The following is a 17639-nucleotide window of genomic DNA, read 5'->3' as shown; positions in this document are numbered from 1 at the left end:
CCTTGACCCTTTTGGGGAGGGGACAAAGATCATCCTTGACAGTATCAAAAAGATGGAGCGTCAAATGATGAAAAAGTTCGATAGGATCATCGCCATTATCAAGAACATGGAAAAGACCAGTATCCGGCCCACCTATGAAATGATGCTGATACTTTACGAGGCCTATGTAAAGGATGGGAGGAAACCCAAGTCTAAACCAATCCAATTAAAGGAAGAGCGAAAGGATTTTTTGGAGCCTAGGAACACCGTTCCGAAAACAGAGCACGAGAGAATACTCAAAGAATTTGAAAGCTATAAAAAACGTTGCAATGAAATCCTCAACAGCGTTGAAAAGGTTGAGCCTATGATGGGAAAGCCATATCTAAAGATCAATATGGGCATCGGGGATTTTGAAAGTTTGAAACATCAATTAAAATAACGCTTATGTACCTTACCATCTCGGCACAGAAAATGGGCAGCACCTACAACTCCAGTGTAGGGAACTATGTGGACTATCTAGAAAAGGAAAACGAGGATAGGTCGCCCGAACAAAGGGAGGAATTCTTTGACCAAGAAAACGACAGTGTAAGCCCCCAAACGGTCATCGATGAAATAGATGCCAATACGGCCAAACTGAGGCAGAAGGACCCAAAATTCTATTCCATAGTGGTCAGTCCCAACCAAAGGAAACTAAAGGCCATAGGCAATGACCCAAATCTGCTAAGGAAATATACAAGGAAACTCATGGAGGACTATGCCAAGAGTTTCCATCGCAACCAAGAGGTCAAGGCCCCAGTATACCGACAAATAAAGTACAGATGGCGGCCAAGATCATCAAAGCTCTTGGCAGGGGCATCAATAAGGTTAGGGGCATAGGTGAGGTGGGGTATTGAAATCCAACAAGTAGGTTGCATCCTATCGTGTTTTTGCTTCACGCTTATCTACCGGAACACTACAAAAAACCGTTAGGATCCATGCGCAAAAGTTGGGGTAAGATTTGGGGTTCTTATTGCTCTACTTTTAAACAGTTTGATTTTGTGGTTAGCCAACAGTTTTCTATCAATTACCCACGGTCAATGACACACATTACAACATGATTGCATTCAGCTTTTATTTGGAATTTCAATATTGGGCTGAATTTGTCTTTGAAATAGGAAAACTTAAAACTTTAATAACAATCCATCTTAATTTGCTTGCGGTTTTGGAAGTGGCTCAAATCTTTCTTGAGATATGTGCTGCAAATCTTTGCTAACTCGGTCATAACCTCGCGTTGCATTGCAATGGACCCACAGATCATAACACAACCCCCATTGTTCAAAATCTTGGCGATTTTACCACCATCCTTTTTAATCAAGTGCTGCACATAGACCTTTTTATCATCCACACGGGAATAGGCTGGTATGAAGCGATATAGTTTGTTTTTGGAGAGTGCCTCATCAATGTGAGTTTGGTACAGACCAAATGATTCAGATGTCCTTCCTCCCCAATACAAATGCAGATTTCGTTTGGGATTGTTGGAAGCAATCATCCCCAAAAAAGGACCAATGCCCGTTCCGGTGGCAATTAAAACGGCTTCTTTGCTGCTCTTTGGAAGGTGAAAATGCCTGTTGTTGACAACGCCTGCTGATAGTGTTTCCCCTTTTTCAAGTTGCCCCATCAAATTGGAGCAAACACCTTTAGGATGTTTTTTGACACTGACGGCCAACGTGTTTTTTCCCAAATTTCCGATGGAGTAAAGACGTTCACGGCCATCTTCCTCAGGTATAATGGATAGAAGGTCGCCCGAAACAGCTCTTGCACCATTTTTATTTTTCAACGTAAGTAGAAAGGTGTCTTCCTTGCTAAAGTCAACCCTATCCACCACTACAAAATTGGAAATATGGGTTTTGGGCAGGGATATTTTGGGCTTTTCAAGACGAAGTGCCGTTCCTTGCGATTTGGCCCATGCATTTGCCCAGTTGGAAAACGCCTCAAAAGATTGGTTGTTTACCGTAAAAACTTCGCCCAAAGCGGTAGCATTTGAATACTTTTTAAGGGTGTCAAATGCTTCATATGCAAATTGACAAAAATTTGGATAGGATGTAGAGCCAAATCCAACTACGGAATAGGAGAAGGGTTGTTTTTGGAGATGCTCTTTGACGAGTTGCATGAACTTCGATGCAGTTGCAGGAGCCTCACCTTGGCCATACGTTGCTGCTATCAAGGTAAGTTGGTTCATTTGGGGAAATACAGTATACTCATTCATCATTCCCAAATAGCATTTTTCTCCAGATTTCAGCAATTGTTTGTGGAATTCTTGGGCATATAACAGGGTAGTGCCACCCTCGGTTCCAACTAAGATGATATGGTCGCACTCGTTCTTGGAAAACTTATTTTTGATGCGGATTTTGGGCCGTTTAAAATAGATGACAAAGCCGGTGACCATAAGAAAAGGGATGGAAAGACTTCCCAATCCCAAAATCGTACTCCAAATGATACTGCCCTCCCCGGTATGCAGAACAGTGGACCATGAGGAAATGGTAGTGACCAAGGGTTCTTTCTTTTCAGTGATGACCTCTCCGGTAAACTGGTTGAGCAAAATTTCCCGATTCTTGAGACGGATGGTGTAATAATCTTCCACAAACTCAGAAAAAGGATACTCCAATTCCCGTAGCTGCCTCAATTTTATATTCTGAAGGAGCTCAAATTCTTGTATGGGTATGATTGGCGTTTCATTTAGCGAATCATAGTCCACTTCATGTACAATGTTTTCCTCTGGAATCAAGTTAAAGCGAAGCAACGACAGGTATACCCCCGTCAATGACAATACTAGAATGGGCAATAATGTTAATCGCGAATAAACAACATGATTGAATTGGGAAAAATTTTCACGTACCACTGGGGCGAAAAAATAGCGAATACCTCCTTGGCGTTTGGCGATGAGCACAATACCTGAAACGGCAATCAAAAACAGCAAAAAGGATACAAGTCCAATTAAGAGCCGCCCTGTAGATTTTAGAAACAGTGAACGGTGTAGGTTGGTGCTGAACTGAAAAATTGGTGCCTTTTCAATGAGTGGTCCCAACGCTTCACCTGAGGAGGGATTTACATAAAATTGCTTGCTTTCACCTTCAATTATAACCGAGACACTGATGAACCCATTACGGTCACGCGAGATAGAAAGAATCTCATCGTATTTTGCATTTAGGTTCGTCAGTGTCTCGGCCAAAGTAAGCTCATCAGCATCAGCTATGCGATAGGGCTGTATTTTGTTCGATATGGGTTCCACGGCCAAGATTACCCCTGTAATTGATGCGACCAACAGAAACAAGGATGACACGAGTGCCAGAATCAAGTGGCTATAGCGCCATATCGAAAGTGTCATAGAATATTAATTGGGCACCATCCGAATGTACCGGATATAGCCTTTTCCATCAACTTTGTTCCTAATAGTAGCTGAATTGAGGTCTATCTCGGCATCAACGGTATAGTATTCCTGATTTTCCACTGCTGATTCAAAACGGATTTTGTATCCGCTGTCAACTTGTGAAGCATCAACGGATAACGAAATAATGTTTCTTTCACCATTGCCCACAGTAGCGCCTGTAATGGCATCAATATTCTCATTTGTACCATGGCTAAAACCCCACCAATCTTTTAGGTCGGGGAACCATTCTGGGTCATCCCCTTGCATATACAGGGTTTTAACATAATCTCCTTCAGCATTCATCAAAGAAACAACCACATAGGCTTTTTCACCCGTATAGTTGGCCATCTGTATCATGCACTTATAGGATACCGTAGTGGGAGCCTGTCTATAGGATGATGATGTCAAAAAGATTACAGCTAGTACGATTATAGCGGAAGTTCGATATATTAATCTCTTCATATTTATATTTAATTAAGGAAATCCAAACTCACATTGTTTTTGGCCAAAAGCTCATTTTCTTGGGCCAATTCGTATGCGGTTTCACCAAATTCGGTGGTTGAATTAACATCAGCCCCATTGGCAATAAGATATTTAAGAATGTCCGTGTCACTTGATTTCATTGCGGCATAATGCAAAACGGTATTGCCTTGCCCATCCTTTGCATTGATATCGGCTCCAAAAGCTTGCACTTTTTTAAGGAGATTTAAGTCGTTCTTGTCCATAGCCAAATGCCAAACCGTTCTTTCGTCTGGCTGGGATTGTGTAAAATCTAGCCCTGCTTTGCGCAACGCGCTTACCTTATCATCAAAATCACGGGTGTTGCCCCTTGCCGAGAAAAGGTAATAGGCAAGCGTATTTCCGTCTTTATCTAAAACAGCTGTCTTGGCTCCTTTGGAAATGAGATAATCAACAACTTCGCCACTGTTATCCTGAATGGCAAGGGTCAATGCTGAATGTCCTTCATTGTTAGCGTGGTTGATGTCATTCGTTTTTTCGGCCAAAAATTTGATGACTTCCAACTTGTTGCGAGAGGCAGCGTTCAACAATGGGGTATTGCCTTCTTCGTCTGCTGTGTTGGGATTCACGCCTTTGTCTATAAAATACTGGTAAATAGCAAGATTATCTGAAGAGCGCGATAGGTTGTGCAACGGAGTGGTTCCGCTTTTGGAAGTAACATTAGGGTTGAGTCCCAGGCTTTCCAAATACTTGAATACTTCCATTCCATTGCTGCTTCCTCTTCCACCACGACTTGCAAAAAGGATTGCATTTTCATTGGTGTTGGAATTTTTTTCCGTTGAAACTCCTCTTGCGACCAAAGCCTTTAATATTTCAATATTACCACCTTGGGCCGCTATATTGAAAATACCGTTTCCGTGATCGTCTGTAGATTCAAGGCTTAGCCCTTTGCTGACAAAATAATCGATTAAGTCCAAATTTTTTGCCCTTGGCGCTGCCACCAAAAGTACGTTGCGACCATCATGATCTTTTTCATTTTTAAGGTCTGCTCCGTTTTCAATAAGGAAATCATAGATTTTTGGGTCGGTTTGACCTCCCGCTGCGGTAAACTGCGTCACGGAGTATCCATGGGAGTCCTTTAAATCCAATTTGGCTCCTTTTTCAACCAAGTACTGCATTACTTCCAGGTCACCCCTTGAAGCTGCCCAAAAAATATAGGTCCGAGAGTCATGGGTGCGCTTGTTTACATCATTTCCATTGTCGACAAGGTGAGCAATCGTGGTTACGGGATTTCCTCCAAAAATAGCAAAGGTGGTAGGGTCAAATCCACCAGAATTTGCCTCGGTGATTGGATGTCCCTGTGCAATTTTAGCATCAATATCGGCTATTGTGGGCTTTGAGGCCCAATAGTTCCTGTCCATAAAAGGATTATCCGTATCCCCTTGTTGTGCCATGGTGTTTGAGGCGGCAAGTATGGTAACAATACCAAGAAGGAAGGATTTTATAGTATGTGTTTTCATTTTGGTTCTAATGAGATTTTTTTAAGTAAACTACCATGCTTTATAAATTTATGACTTATAAAGATGTTAATGGATCTGTTATGTAATCAGGATTTCAAAATTATTGCTTTTGATTAAAGTTTCAAACGGGATATAATTCCATTCCACCTAATCTATTATAAAACTTTTTAAATCTTAAAAATCCCGTGGGAGAAATAGCTCCCACGGAATTTTAATATAATTATTGCTTTAGAGAGGGTTACCAAGCGCCGATAAAGTGGCTTCCCACGGCATTGATGAGCTCCGCTCCCTGGGTTACTGCCCCAGTTTCAGTATCTACAACATAGATATTTCCATTTTGTCCTACAGGAGCTTCTGTAAGGTAAATTTCTGTTCCATCTACGGCAAATCCTTGGTATTGGAACAAGTAAAAGTCTGCAGTATAAGGAATGTCGGTAATTTGGGTAGCGGACCTAGCTTCTAAATCAATAAGGGCAAAGAAACCTTGTTGACCGGCAACACCTTCTGCCGACCCATCGTGACGGTAGGCCAAAACTCCTTTTCCGTTTGCAGCAGGTCTCCAGGCCAGTACATAAGCACCTGTTACGCCCAACGCTTCGTCCAAGTTAAAATCGTAAGAATCATCATATTGGTTGTCTGCGCCGATTCTTAGAATATAGGAACCCTCTGGATCGCCTTGGTTGGCTTGGTATACCGCACCATTATACTCAAAGGAATTGATGCTTCTATAGCCATTTGTGTTCCCGTGTCCTACACCAGAAGTAATCACGGTAGGGTTCAAAAGGGAAGGGTAATCCAATACGATGGTTTTGGAGCCCAAAATTTCATAATCACTATCACTCTCTATTGTTGTTGGATCAACTTTGCTCAAGCGGGCACCTATGTATAATTTGTCGCCAGCGGCATTTAAAGTTGGCATATCGATTCTAGAAATGTAATACCCCAATGCCTCTTCTTCTTCAGACAAACCGATCTCATGTTCTTGGAAATTGTTGATCTGGGAATCGACCAAATTCAAAGTTACAACGCCAATGGTCTGACTTGTACGGATGTAAGTGTCATCAGTTACATTGTCTGGGGTGCCATTGTCATCAACTTGGTGTTCAGTGGATACATAAACGGCAGAACCAGTTTGATCGCCATCAAATAACTTGATCCATCTTGGGGCCGAACCAACATAAGGCGCAATGCTGATTTCTGATCCGGTTTGTTCAAAATCATTGCCACCATTTACAATGTATTTAGTGTAGTTACCACCGGTATCACCAGCATAACTAATGTTAAAAATAGTATTACCATCTTCAGAAGCTTGCAATCTGGCCGTTCTATTGGAAGGAGCAACAAAACCATCGTTAAAAGGATCTATTTGTACGGTTGGATCTTTGGCTTCTGCACTGGTTACGGAGTAGATTAAGGTTCCTCCATTACCATCACCAGGGTTTTCTCCCATTCTGGCACCAGCTATGGTAATCCATCGAGATTCTTCTTCAGGTCCTTCATCAGGACATCCATTGTTGGCAGCTGTTCCCGCTTCTGAAGGGCATTCGTCACTTGCATCTGCAATACCGTCGCCATCGGTGTCAACAACCGCAGGGTCTTCACCGCCATTGTCATCACTACTACATGCGGCTACCAAACCAAACATTAGCAAAATAACAGCTAAAGTTCTAAAATTTAAAAAGATATGTTTCATTTTACTATATATTAAGGGGTTAAAAATTGTTGATTATATAATTAAGTTTTACATAAAAAGCCCTACCTGGTTTTTGTACGGATAGATTATCGTATATGGCTTGATCAAATATGTTTTTGACATCGAAGCTTAGGATAAAATTCTTTTTAGGAAACACATAACTCAACCCAAAGTCATGGGATATTTGCTCAGGGATCAGAAATTCTTCTTCACCCGATGTATTCCTTCCTGCAGCGAACTTGAAGGCAAATTCGTCGGTATAGTAGGCGTTATAAAAGAGATTGATCAATGAGTTTGTTTGTATAAAGTCTCTTAGGGAATATCGTAAACCAGCGTTCATGGTAAACAGGGGCACGTTGGGAACATTGCTCTCAACACCTGAATTTACCGTTGTCAAACTCATGCGGGTCAAGTTGAAATTGAAACCGAGGTTATTGTCATAGGTGTAATTGAATTCAGCTTCTATACCTTTGGATTCAGCAGTGTTCTCCAAGTTGGTATACTGTACAAACTCATCACTTTCCCTAAGGCCATCGGCATCGGGAGGCAGTCCTATTCTGTTCTCAATATTACGGGCAAAGAAGTTGGTGGTCAGGGTAACCCCATGTTTTTTAATATAAAACTTGCCAAGGCGAAAACCAATGTTCAAATTGTCACTTGTTTCAGGCTGAATGGTGAGATTGGGAAGCAAGTTGTCCCCAGCATCCCCAAAAACTTCGTTTTCACTGGGCAGGCGAATGGCTTTTTCTGCGGATAGCAACAAGGTAATTTCTGGAACAACAATATAGGAGGAGGCAAATCCATATCCGGTGTAGTCTTTGTTGCTTTCGTAAACCTCATCAATTACTTCGGTATTGTCATCATTAAACACCGGTTTGTTGTTGAGGACTTTCTGTAAATAATGTTTCCCAAAGGCGTTTAATTTGAATTTATCATCAAATGCGTTCAGCTCATAACTAAGGGAAATGATATTCTTATAAATGTCACTGTTTTGTTGAAAGGTATTTTCCAACAGGGACACCATTTCATCAGTATCTTCTCTGTCAATACCGCTATAAACATGATTCAACAGAATTCTGTGGTTGTCGTTGATGGCATAGGAAAGACCGGATCGAACTGACGCCACGTTACGGACAATTTTGGCCAGCGTTGGACCATTTTCATTTTGGGAGCCCCAGATATAATCAAGATATTCACCATCAAACCCAACCAGTCTCTCTCCTGCCCAAGTATAGGCCTGGGCAACGGTATCGTTAATAACGCGGTTACGCTTGCCATATACCCCATTAACAGTTAGGTCGAGGTTTTTTATAAATAGATTTTCTTTTTGGTAGGTTAGATTACCAAGAAAGGCACCGGACTCCAGAAATCGGCCCTTATAGGGCGATATGGTCACGAAAGTACCGTGCTGCACTTCATTGTATTCATCAGAGGCGGTAATGCCCACCAAAAATTGATCTGCCCAACTAACATTGGTAAACCCAACTTGAAACGTACCGCCCGAAGAACGGTAGGCATCATGAAACCTTCTGGCCACAATAGGTGTTTGTACCCCATTTGGGGCAATATCCACTATGGTTCTTCCAGAAATTTTATAATCATTATCCGAATAGTTGTGAAATGCGGATGCTTTGATGGTAAATCCGGATTTTTCCATTCTATAGGCACCATTCAAATTTGTTTGCAACGTGTTGAACGAGCCATAGGAAACAGAGGCACTAAGATTATTTTGGGCTCCATCATGAAGTTCTATGTTAATGGCTCCACCTACTGCATCGCTGGATAAATGCCCGGGCACCACCCCCTTATAGACTTCAATGTTCTTTATCATTGAAGGAGGGATACTGTTTAAGTTGAAAGAAGAACCATAGGTGGAAATTGGAATACCATCAATAAAGATGCTGACTGAACGGCCGGATAGACCATTTAAACTGTATTGAACGCTGGAACCCAAACCTCCATTTTGACGTATTTTTACGCCAACTGTGGTATTCAACAGTTCATTGGTTTGAATACTTCTAAGTCCGGCTTCTCTGGTTTCTATAGCATTTACCGCAAAACCTTTGGTCTCTATGGCTGTCTTGTTTGATTTACCACTTACGGTGACCTCATCTAAATTTTCGGCGTTTTCGCTCAGTACAAAATCGAGTGATGCTCTTCGGTTGCCTGAGTTTATTTGTATGCTTTCTGAAGCAGCGGAAAATCCAATGAAAGATACGGCAACGGTATGTTTTCCATAAGGTATGTTGATTTCGTACCTACCCTGTTCGTCGGTAAGTGTGCCCAATCTTGTGCCTTTGATGACTACTGTGGCATAGGCCAGCGGAGACCCATCATCAGAGATTACTTTTCCATAAACGGAACCTTGATTAGTGCTTTGTGCCATCACAGGCACATAGAATAAAGTGAAGATAATTAGTAAAAATTTGCCCATCCCAAAGTTAAAATCCAAAACTTTATTAAGATTTAGTCTAAATAAATTAGATTTGCAAATCTATAACAGGGTTTTGGGGTGGAGTACCGCAAAAAGAAGTTTTAAATACGCAAAAGGAAGTAATGCGATCAACCTTAAAAAGTGAGCTGTTCAAGGATAGTATTTATCAAAAAAAATACTCCAAGGATTTCCTGACCCATGAATTGATCGAAAATAAGATTGAAATAGATACGCCAGATGTTTCAGGTGTGATCAATGAACTTCAGCTCAATGGAATGTTTGTTGTGATGAAGGATATTCATGCTCCAAAAGGGTATAGGTTTGAAGTGTCCAATAATTTTTCAGTATTCGTACTACACTTTGGGATTTCCGGAAGTTATAGGTATACGCCGAACGAAAAGAAAAACCCTCTTTTGGAAATACCTGACTTTCACTACAACATGTTCTACTTGCCACACACAAACGGTATCCTCGAATACAAGGGAACACCAAGACGAACCCTTGAAATCGTTTTCACTTTGGGATTGATAAAGGAGCTTGTAGGTGATACGTATAATCATGTCTTGGAAAGAATTGATGGTGCGGTCAAGAATGATAAACCATTTGTGTTTTGGAAGCGTCCACGCCCAATATCCTCTGAACTTGGTCAAGTTTTGGAAGATATCATAGCCTGTCCCTTTACCGGTCAATTAAAAAAGACCTATCTGCAATCCAAGATTACAACGCTGTTGTTGGATATATTGATCGAGTTTAATGGGAATTTAAAACCTGAACCAAAGATAAAGTTACCCAAAGCTGATATTGATAGAATCCGTATGGTGGAGCGCCATATAAAATCCAATCTGAAGGAAACACTGCCTATTTCTGAACTTTCCACCATTGCAGGCTTTAATGGTACTAAATTAAAAAGGGACTTTAAGCGATTACACGGAACCACCATCTACAAATACATTACCCAATTGCGTATGAAAAAGGCAAGCGCACTTATACGTAATGAAGGTTTTACGATTGCCCAAGCTGCATATGAGGTAGGCTATGGCAACCCACAACATTTTACCAACGCCTTTAAACGAACCATGGGGTATTTGCCAAGCGAGCTTAAAAGTAGTTTCTTCTTAATCTCTTTTAGAGAAAGGTGATAATTCAGATAAATCTATTTAAGTAGGCTTATATTTTATTTGAGATGATGAAAGACAGATCGATGTTAAAAGCTCAAAAATCGTCAACATTTTGAAATCAAAAAATGGAAGCCCCAATAAAACTGGGAATCCGAGGAAAAAGTTCGATTCTTACCGGGAATTGACTAGACTTAAAAAATTTTTTCCAAATTCTCATGATTGCAGGAATTTGGACATAATAAATTTGTTAAATTTATAAGGTAAAAGCACAAAAATTTTGTGTTTAAAAGTTGTTTTTTTTCCGTGTTCTTAACGGGAATACCTTCAGTATTACAGGATTAAAACAATGATTTTCAATACGATAAGGTTTTATCAATGATTCAGTCATCCCGAATTGTAAAAACAGATTCTTCTTATTGGAAATCAGCATACATTAGTTGACTAATCTATATCCAAAACCCGGACCATCACATGGAAGGTAACCTCCATTGAATATTTCCTTGTTGCTCAAAATCGAAATATGTTCTTTAAGTGAGCTTCCACAGTTTTGAATCAAATAACTTTCTTCTTCATACTCAAATTCAAAAAACTTCGATTCTTTTGATTGGATGAAAATATAACTGCCTTTGGCAATACTGGTACTATCCGGGTAAACCCTTTTTTTGACAAAATGATAATTGGATGTAAGCTCAATGAATTCATTAAATTCCAAATCCTTCTTTTCGATGATTTCTCCCGACATTCCCGCATTGATGTACTGAAGTTCAAAAACGTTGATACCTTGAAAATCAATTTCTCCATCTGTACTATCACAGGACTGATTGATCACCAAAGAAGTTAATGAAAGCAATATGGCAAGCTTTTTCATGGTAAAAAGGAAATGAATTTATATCCATAGGATACATTGAACCTTAAATCGTTGCTTATCAAAAAAATGTCTAAGTTAGTGGAGTAAAACTCTAATAAGTTTTACCTCTGGATGTGCCGATTTGAACACGGTTCAGAGTTCGGTTAACCGGTCTGAGTTAACGGTGTAAAACGCTATAAATCAAATTTTTATATTTAAAGGGGAGGCCTGTCACCCGACTTGAAAATCAAAGAGTTACAACTTTTTTAAGATGTAGCTCTTTTTTATTTGCAATGTAGATAGCCCGTCCTTTAGGACAAGATTTCTTAAATTTAATATAATAATTGATTGTTCTTTTTTTAAATAAATTGGTAAGTGATTTAGTTCAGCATTCTGAATTCTTTTGGGGAATGCCCCACTTGTTTTTTGAACAACCTACTAAAATGCTGCGGATATTTAAATCCCAGTTCATACGCAATCTCACTGACCGTTTTATTGGGATCGAACACTTTTTCCTTGGCTGCATCAATCAGCTTGTTCTGAATATATTCCTGTGCCGAATAACCTATTTCCTTTTTCACCAAATCCCCAAAATAATTGGGTGACAGGTTGAGTTGGTCCGCAAAATACCCTACCGAAGGCAGGCCATGTTTTTGTGGTTTTTCCGAAGAAAGGTAATCCCTGAGCAGCACATCGAATTTTTCCAAGGCTCCTTGATGGGGAATCTCACGGGTCAAAAACTGTCTATCATAAAACCGAAGGCAATAATCCAATAAAATCTCAATATTGCTCACGATCAAATTTTTGCTATGCTTGTCCAGATTTTGTTCCAATTCATACTGAATTTTATCGATAACACTTAAAATCAGTCCGCGCTCTCTGGCTGATAAATGCAAGGCTTCTTTCACGGTATAGGAAAAGAAAGTATAGCTATTTATTTTTCGTCCCAGATCACTTCCCAACAACAAATCGGGGTGAAAAATCAGGGCATAACCCTTGGGCTCATAGTCTGGATCATAACTTATACCTGCTTTTTGCCCCGGACCCATAAATACCATGGAACCTTCGTCAAAATCATATTCACCACCACCATACTTTAACTTGCAGCCCTTGGCATCCTTCAAGAAAACCGCAAAACAATCAAACTGTAGCCCATCGTACGAATAATCAGGATATGCGGTTGTTCGCTCATAATCCAAAATGCCCACCAGCGGATGATCTGGTTTGGAATTGCGCCAAGCAAAATAATCCGCCACAGATTGTATATGATACACGTTTTCCATCTATCTGTTAAATTTTATCTAAAGATAAGGGATTGATATTCAGTTTATCAACCCCGATGTACAAAATCCGTAATAATGGTATAAACATCCGTGATCTGGGTATTACTTCCATTTCCATAGATGAATATTTTTGGTTTGATGGAAAATCTTGAAAATACAATATCATGAAAAAAATAATTTGCTTCCTAATGTTTGCCATATCTGCTGGCATTTCTGCCCAAAATTCAGCGTACACCGTTTCTTCCTATTTCACCGAAGGTATCAAAGCACCAAATACACATTACATTGGAGAAGCTTGGTTAAATCCCGTTTTACAGGCAGATGGAGATTTAACGTACAATATTACCAAGGCAACATTTAAGGCGAATTCTACCTTAGACTGGCATAAGCATGAGTCTGTACAAGTATTGATTATTGTTGATGGCGAATGTTACTATCAAGAAAAAGGAAAGGAACCAATGGTTCTGAAAGAGGGCGATGTAATCAGATGTGAAAAAGACACGGAACATTGGCATTCGTCTTCCAAGAACAGTGATGTGACTTATCTGGCTATCTACGGCGGAGAAACACCTACAGTTTGGACGGAAGTGGTAACACAAGAATATTATGACAGTGTAGCAGAAAAGTTGAGCAAGTAATTGCCCATCAATGGTTTGTAAATTAAAGCATGCCATGAATAGCTGATAAGGCCGAAAATGAAAAACGCCAACCTCTTATTGGTATTTTTTACAAGCCTATTTTACCAAGGGTTCATCTCTGCTATTTTTAATAAAATCATAGATACCAAAATTGTACCCGAGGAAGATTTTATATGGAAAGTGTCTTTAAACTACAGATTTGGGGATATGAGCAATCGTGCAAAAAAAACAAAAAATTTAATACTTCAATCCTAACAATATCAATAATTTAGACAGAATCCAAACGGATTATTCAGTAACTTAAAGCAAACACTTTCAACATGGCAACATTCAATCTAAAAATCAACGGAAAATCCCAAACAGTGGATGTAGATGCAACCACACCGATACTCTGGGTACTGCGAGACCATTTACAAATGGTCGGCACCAAATTTGGCTGTGGCATTGCGCAGTGCGGCGCATGTACCATCCATCTCGGAGATAATGCGGTCCGCTCTTGCCAATTACCAGTTTCCGCAGTAGGGGAGCAGGAAATTACAACTATTGAAGGCTTGTCGGAACGCGGAGACCACCCTGTACAAAAAGCGTGGCTTGAAGTTGATGTCCCACAATGTGGCTACTGCCAAGCAGGACAAATTATGACAGCTTCGGCTTTGCTAAAAAGAAACCCATCCCCAACAGATGATGAAATAGAAACAGCCATGAACGGTAACATTTGTCGCTGTGGAACCTATATCCGTATCAAAAAAGCCGTCAAAATGGCTGCGGAAAACAACTCTTGATTCACCTAAAACGCTTAACAAAATGACACTTATAAAAACACAAATAGGACGTAGGGCCTTCATAAAAAACACAAGTTTGGCCGGAGGTGGATTGGTTCTTGGTTTCAGTTTTTTTAATGCCTGTAAGCCCAAGGTAGCCGAAGCTATTGCCATGGAATTGGAAATGCCCGAAGAATGGTATGAGATCAATGGCTATTTAAAGATTGGAGACAATGGGGTGGTAACCATATTGTCACCAAATCCGGAAATTGGTCAGAACGTACGGACTTCCATGCCCATGATCGTGGCGGACGAATTGGAAATTGATTGGAAAAATGTGATTGTGGAACAGGCACCCCTCAACACCAATTTATATAGTTGGCAAGTCGCTGGAGGGAGCAGGTCCATAAGCAGCTCATGGCAAAATCTTAGAATGGCCGGAGCGACCGCTCGGCATATGTTGAAGGAGGCTGCGGCCCAAGTTTGGCAGGTCCCAGCCAGTGAAATTACCGCAATAGCTGGAGTACTGACCCATGAGGCCAGTGGTAATTCGGCCGGTTATGGTGAAATGGCCTCCGCAGCAGCACAAATAGAGGTCCCAGATGAAGTAGAATTAAAGGAAAAGTCGGAATTCTCCATCATAGGAACCTCCCGAAAAAATGTGGACGGCAAAAAAATAGTGACCGGTAAACCTTTATTCGGTATTGATGTACAACGCGAAGGCATGTTGATGGCAGCTTTGGTACACCCACCTGCGTTTGGTAAGCGGTTAAAATCCTTTGATGCCGAAGAGGCCAAACAAATGCCTGGTATACGTGATGTTTTCTCCATCAAATTATACGATGATGACTTTGACAAGATGGCATTTCATTTTACAGCCTTCAACGAAGTGGTGGTAGTTGTAGGGGAAACTACGTGGCAAGTATTTCAGGCTAAAAAAGCACTCAATATTGAATGGGAGGATGCACCGGACACAGTCCAAAACCTTACTTTATTTGGGAATGCGATGGAGGTGAAACATCCTGCTGGCATGGAAAATTCAGACAGCCATACTGCCAAACTAAAAGAACTGATTGAAAAAAATACAAAAGTATCCCGAAGGGATGGCAACCCAGAGGAAGCATTCAAAAACGCGGACAAAATTATTGAACGAAGTTATAGTTGTCCGTTTTTGGCGCACAACACCATGGAACCCATGAACTTCTTCGCCAATGTTACGGAAGACCATGCCGAACTACTTGGTCCTACCCAAACCCCGGAATGGATGGAACCTGCTGTGGCTGAACGCTTAGGATTGCCTTTGGAGAAGGTGGATATTCAGATGACCCGACAAGGGGGTGGGTTTGGTAGAAGACTGTACGGTCATTTTATGGTTGAGGTAGCTGCTATTTCTCAACGTATGAAAGCCCCAGTAAAATTGATGTACACTCGGGAGGATGACATGTCACAAGGCATTTATAGGCCATCGTATTATGCTACTTATAGAGCAGCACTGGATGCAGACAACAATTTAATTGGTTTTCATGTTAAAGCGGGCGGGATTCCTGAGAGTCCATTGTTTGCCAATCGTTTTCCAGCTGGTGCCATAGACAACTATTTAGCCGAAGATTTTACAGTTGACACGAATATTACAACAGGTGCGTTCAGAGCACCCCGTTCCAATTTCATCGCTGGTGCAGAACAATCTTTCTTGGACGAATTGGCCGAGGTGATGGGCAAAGACCCTATCGATTTTAGATTGGAATTATTGAAACGTGCAGAGGAAAACCCTGTCGGCAGTCCAGAATCAAATGACTACGAAGCTTCTCGATATGCCGGAGTTTTGGAATTGGTGCGGGAAAAAGCAAATTGGGGTCAAAATGAAGCTGGAGTGTCCCGTGGCGTTTCTGCTTATTTCTGTCATCAAAGTTATGTGGCGCAAGTACTTGATATTGTAATGGAAGGTGATACCCCTGTTGTCCAAAAAGTTACGGCTGCCATTGATTGTGGAATAGTGGTAAATCCTGATGCGGCTTCAAATCTGTCGGAAGGTGGTGCTGTTGATGGAATAGGTCATGCAATGTACAGTGGGCTTTCATTTAAGGATGGGGCACCGGAACAAACCAATTTTGATAGATACCGATTGATTCGTCACAGGGAAGCACCAAAAGCTATTGAAACCCATTTTGTAAAAAGTGATATTGACCCAACAGGAATGGGAGAACCTCCTTTTCCACCTATTATGGGTGCCTTGGCCAATGCATTATACAAAGCTACGGGAAGAAGGTATTACCATCAGCCCTTTATATTGGATAAACCACCATTGGTGGGCTAGATAAATTGAATTTTTTTGTTCTAATATTTACATTCTTAGGCAAAAACATCCATAAGTCTTACTTCCTAATGTGGTGTTTTATAGATAGTTGAAAATTTGTTTAACCAGTTTTTAAGACTAGTGTAAAATGTTGATTTTTAGAGTGTTGTAAGTGATGCTTTCTTCCAGTCATCCCGACTTACCTTATTCAAGTAAAATCAAAACACTGTTAATCTTATGATTTTCAGTGTTTTGTGTTTTTAGGCATATCGTTTGAATTCATTTAAAACCATCTAAAATCATATCAAGCGTGTTCCCATCGGGAGCAAACACTTACAGTTCTTGTTATAACTTTAAATGACTTTTAGAACCATTTTCTTGTGTTTTGACTTTCACAGTATTCACACTCTAAAAGGTTACAACATGCAGAAAAACAATCGTTTAACAATAAATTTCTTTACTAGAAAGCACAAGGTTCAATCCGAGAACCTCATTATCTATTGTAGGATCACCATCGATGGTGAGCGCACCGATTTTAGTATAAATCGGGAGATAAAAACCAATTTGTGGGACAATAATCGTAAAATGGGCAAGGGTTTTTCCAGTTATGTGATTTCCCTGAATAAATACTTAGACCAAATTTATACAGGACTACATGAGGCCCATAGATTGATGATGGCAGAAGAAAAACTAATCACTCCACTATCTATCAAAGCAAGATTTTTTGGGGAAGATGAGGGTGGAAAAACATTGAAACAATTGATTGCCTACCACAATGGAACCATGCACACTTCTTTGCGTCCGGGAACCAGAAAGAATTATCACAACACAGAACGATGCGTGGGCCTATTTTTAAAAGAGGAATATGGGATTGAGGACATAAAGCTCAAAAAAATTGAACTACTGTTTTATATAGGACTTTGAGCAGTACCTAAGAAAGTACAGACCATCTACTTAAAAGAATAGATGGCTATGATTGGTTGTTCACCAAAAGGATAAAAACAGACGAAAAACTCAAAATCCCTCTACTACCACGAGCAAAGGAAATTATCAAGAAATACGAAGATTCAGCCGAAAGGAGAATAACGAAAGTACTATTACCTGTTTATAGCAATCAAAAGGTCAATTATTACTTAAAGGAAATCTGTAAGGCCTGTAAGATTAACAAGAAAGTGACATTCCATACAGCCAGGCACACTTTTGCGACC

The 17639-nt window shown here is 40.4% G+C and carries 15 protein-coding genes; 8 read left to right on the top strand and 7 right to left on the bottom strand.

Annotated elements, in window-relative coordinates; all coding sequences use genetic code 11:
• Both DCK90_RS16350 and DCK90_RS16345 read left to right on the top strand, forming a co-directional pair.
• Positions 1–418 (top strand): BfmA/BtgA family mobilization protein (locus tag DCK90_RS16350; protein WP_159075869.1); only part of this gene is annotated, 418 nt, incomplete at its 5' end.
• A gap of 5 nt (positions 419–423) precedes the next feature.
• On the top strand, positions 424–855 hold the full coding sequence (locus tag DCK90_RS16345; RefSeq protein ID WP_199912701.1) for a DUF5712 family protein: 432 nt from the start codon (positions 424–426) through the stop codon (positions 853–855).
• Positions 856–1147: 292 nt separating this feature from the next.
• On the opposite strand, the gene DCK90_RS16340 is transcribed toward DCK90_RS16345, so the two are convergent.
• The 5 genes from DCK90_RS16340 to DCK90_RS16320 all read right to left on the bottom strand — a co-directional run bounded on the left by DCK90_RS16340 (position 1148) and on the right by DCK90_RS16320 (position 9491).
• Positions 1148–3343 (bottom strand): PepSY domain-containing protein, encoded by a 2196-nt coding sequence (locus DCK90_RS16340; protein WP_108247281.1) that lies wholly within the window; start codon positions 3341–3343, stop codon positions 1148–1150.
• A gap of 6 nt (positions 3344–3349) precedes the next feature.
• Positions 3350–3847 (bottom strand): DUF2271 domain-containing protein, encoded by a 498-nt coding sequence (locus tag DCK90_RS16335; protein WP_108247280.1) that lies wholly within the window; start codon positions 3845–3847, stop codon positions 3350–3352.
• Between the two features lie 8 nt (positions 3848–3855).
• Complete coding sequence (locus tag DCK90_RS16330; RefSeq protein WP_108247279.1) at positions 3856–5364, bottom strand: ankyrin repeat domain-containing protein; 1509 nt, start codon at positions 5362–5364, stop codon at positions 3856–3858.
• A 238-nt stretch (positions 5365–5602) separates the two neighbouring features.
• Positions 5603–7057, bottom strand: coding sequence for a hypothetical protein (locus tag DCK90_RS16325; RefSeq protein ID WP_108247278.1), 1455 nt, complete (start codon positions 7055–7057; stop codon positions 5603–5605).
• 19 nt (positions 7058–7076) lie between these two features.
• Positions 7077–9491 (bottom strand): TonB-dependent receptor, encoded by a 2415-nt coding sequence (locus tag DCK90_RS16320; protein WP_108247277.1) that lies wholly within the window; start codon positions 9489–9491, stop codon positions 7077–7079.
• 122 nt (positions 9492–9613) lie between these two features.
• On the opposite strand from DCK90_RS16320, the gene DCK90_RS16315 reads away from it, so the two are divergent.
• Entirely contained in the window at positions 9614–10630 is a 1017-nt protein-coding gene (locus DCK90_RS16315; protein ID WP_108247276.1) for a helix-turn-helix domain-containing protein, read from the top strand.
• Between the two features lie 412 nt (positions 10631–11042).
• On the opposite strand, the gene DCK90_RS16310 is transcribed toward DCK90_RS16315, so the two are convergent.
• Together DCK90_RS16310 and DCK90_RS16305 are read right to left on the bottom strand one after the other, a co-directional pair.
• Positions 11043–11477: a hypothetical protein gene (locus DCK90_RS16310; RefSeq protein WP_108247275.1), complete on the bottom strand. Its 435-nt coding sequence runs from the start codon at positions 11475–11477 to the stop codon at positions 11043–11045.
• A gap of 359 nt (positions 11478–11836) precedes the next feature.
• Positions 11837–12739, bottom strand: a complete 903-nt coding sequence (locus tag DCK90_RS16305) for a helix-turn-helix domain-containing protein (RefSeq protein WP_108247274.1) — start codon at positions 12737–12739, stop codon at positions 11837–11839.
• A 164-nt stretch (positions 12740–12903) separates the two neighbouring features.
• On the opposite strand from DCK90_RS16305, the gene DCK90_RS16300 reads away from it, so the two are divergent.
• The 5 genes from DCK90_RS16300 to DCK90_RS17200 form a co-directional block, all read left to right on the top strand.
• Positions 12904–13377, top strand: a complete 474-nt coding sequence (locus DCK90_RS16300) for a cupin domain-containing protein (protein WP_108247273.1) — start codon at positions 12904–12906, stop codon at positions 13375–13377.
• A gap of 320 nt (positions 13378–13697) precedes the next feature.
• Complete coding sequence (locus DCK90_RS16290; RefSeq protein WP_108247271.1) at positions 13698–14159, top strand: (2Fe-2S)-binding protein; 462 nt, start codon at positions 13698–13700, stop codon at positions 14157–14159.
• A 22-nt stretch (positions 14160–14181) separates the two neighbouring features.
• Complete coding sequence (locus tag DCK90_RS16285; RefSeq protein ID WP_108247270.1) at positions 14182–16452, top strand: xanthine dehydrogenase family protein molybdopterin-binding subunit; 2271 nt, start codon at positions 14182–14184, stop codon at positions 16450–16452.
• A 402-nt stretch (positions 16453–16854) separates the two neighbouring features.
• Entirely contained in the window at positions 16855–17355 is a 501-nt protein-coding gene (locus DCK90_RS16280) for an Arm DNA-binding domain-containing protein (protein ID WP_159075868.1), read from the top strand.
• Between the two features lie 56 nt (positions 17356–17411).
• Positions 17412–17639 (top strand): tyrosine-type recombinase/integrase (locus DCK90_RS17200; RefSeq protein WP_159075867.1); only part of this gene is annotated, 228 nt, incomplete at its 3' end.

The organism is Muricauda brasiliensis, from assembly GCF_003057865.1.
Lineage (GTDB): Bacteria > Bacteroidota > Bacteroidia > Flavobacteriales > Flavobacteriaceae > Flagellimonas > Flagellimonas chongwuensis.
The sequence above is the reverse complement of the archived record's forward strand: the minus strand, read 5'-3'. Positions and strand labels throughout refer to the sequence as shown.

What these genes read in the sequence shown, in the direction of transcription:
- DCK90_RS16345 (WP_199912701.1), top strand. Translation starts at nt 424, where the DNA reads ATGTACCTTACCATCTCGGCACAGAAAATGGGCAGCACCTACAACTCC.
- DCK90_RS16340 (WP_108247281.1), bottom strand. Translation starts at nt 3,343, where the DNA reads ATGACACTTTCGATATGGCGCTATAGCCACTTGATTCTGGCACTCGTG.
- DCK90_RS16335 (WP_108247280.1), bottom strand. Translation starts at nt 3,847, where the DNA reads ATGAAGAGATTAATATATCGAACTTCCGCTATAATCGTACTAGCTGTA.
- DCK90_RS16330 (WP_108247279.1), bottom strand. Translation starts at nt 5,364, where the DNA reads ATGAAAACACATACTATAAAATCCTTCCTTCTTGGTATTGTTACCATA.
- DCK90_RS16325 (WP_108247278.1), bottom strand. Translation starts at nt 7,057, where the DNA reads ATGAAACATATCTTTTTAAATTTTAGAACTTTAGCTGTTATTTTGCTA.
- DCK90_RS16320 (WP_108247277.1), bottom strand. Translation starts at nt 9,491, where the DNA reads ATGGGCAAATTTTTACTAATTATCTTCACTTTATTCTATGTGCCTGTG.
- DCK90_RS16315 (WP_108247276.1), top strand. Translation starts at nt 9,614, where the DNA reads ATGCGATCAACCTTAAAAAGTGAGCTGTTCAAGGATAGTATTTATCAA.
- DCK90_RS16310 (WP_108247275.1), bottom strand. Translation starts at nt 11,477, where the DNA reads ATGAAAAAGCTTGCCATATTGCTTTCATTAACTTCTTTGGTGATCAAT.
- DCK90_RS16305 (WP_108247274.1), bottom strand. Translation starts at nt 12,739, where the DNA reads ATGGAAAACGTGTATCATATACAATCTGTGGCGGATTATTTTGCTTGG.
- DCK90_RS16300 (WP_108247273.1), top strand. Translation starts at nt 12,904, where the DNA reads ATGAAAAAAATAATTTGCTTCCTAATGTTTGCCATATCTGCTGGCATT.
- DCK90_RS16290 (WP_108247271.1), top strand. Translation starts at nt 13,698, where the DNA reads ATGGCAACATTCAATCTAAAAATCAACGGAAAATCCCAAACAGTGGAT.
- DCK90_RS16285 (WP_108247270.1), top strand. Translation starts at nt 14,182, where the DNA reads ATGACACTTATAAAAACACAAATAGGACGTAGGGCCTTCATAAAAAAC.
- DCK90_RS16280 (WP_159075868.1), top strand. Translation starts at nt 16,855, where the DNA reads ATGCAGAAAAACAATCGTTTAACAATAAATTTCTTTACTAGAAAGCAC.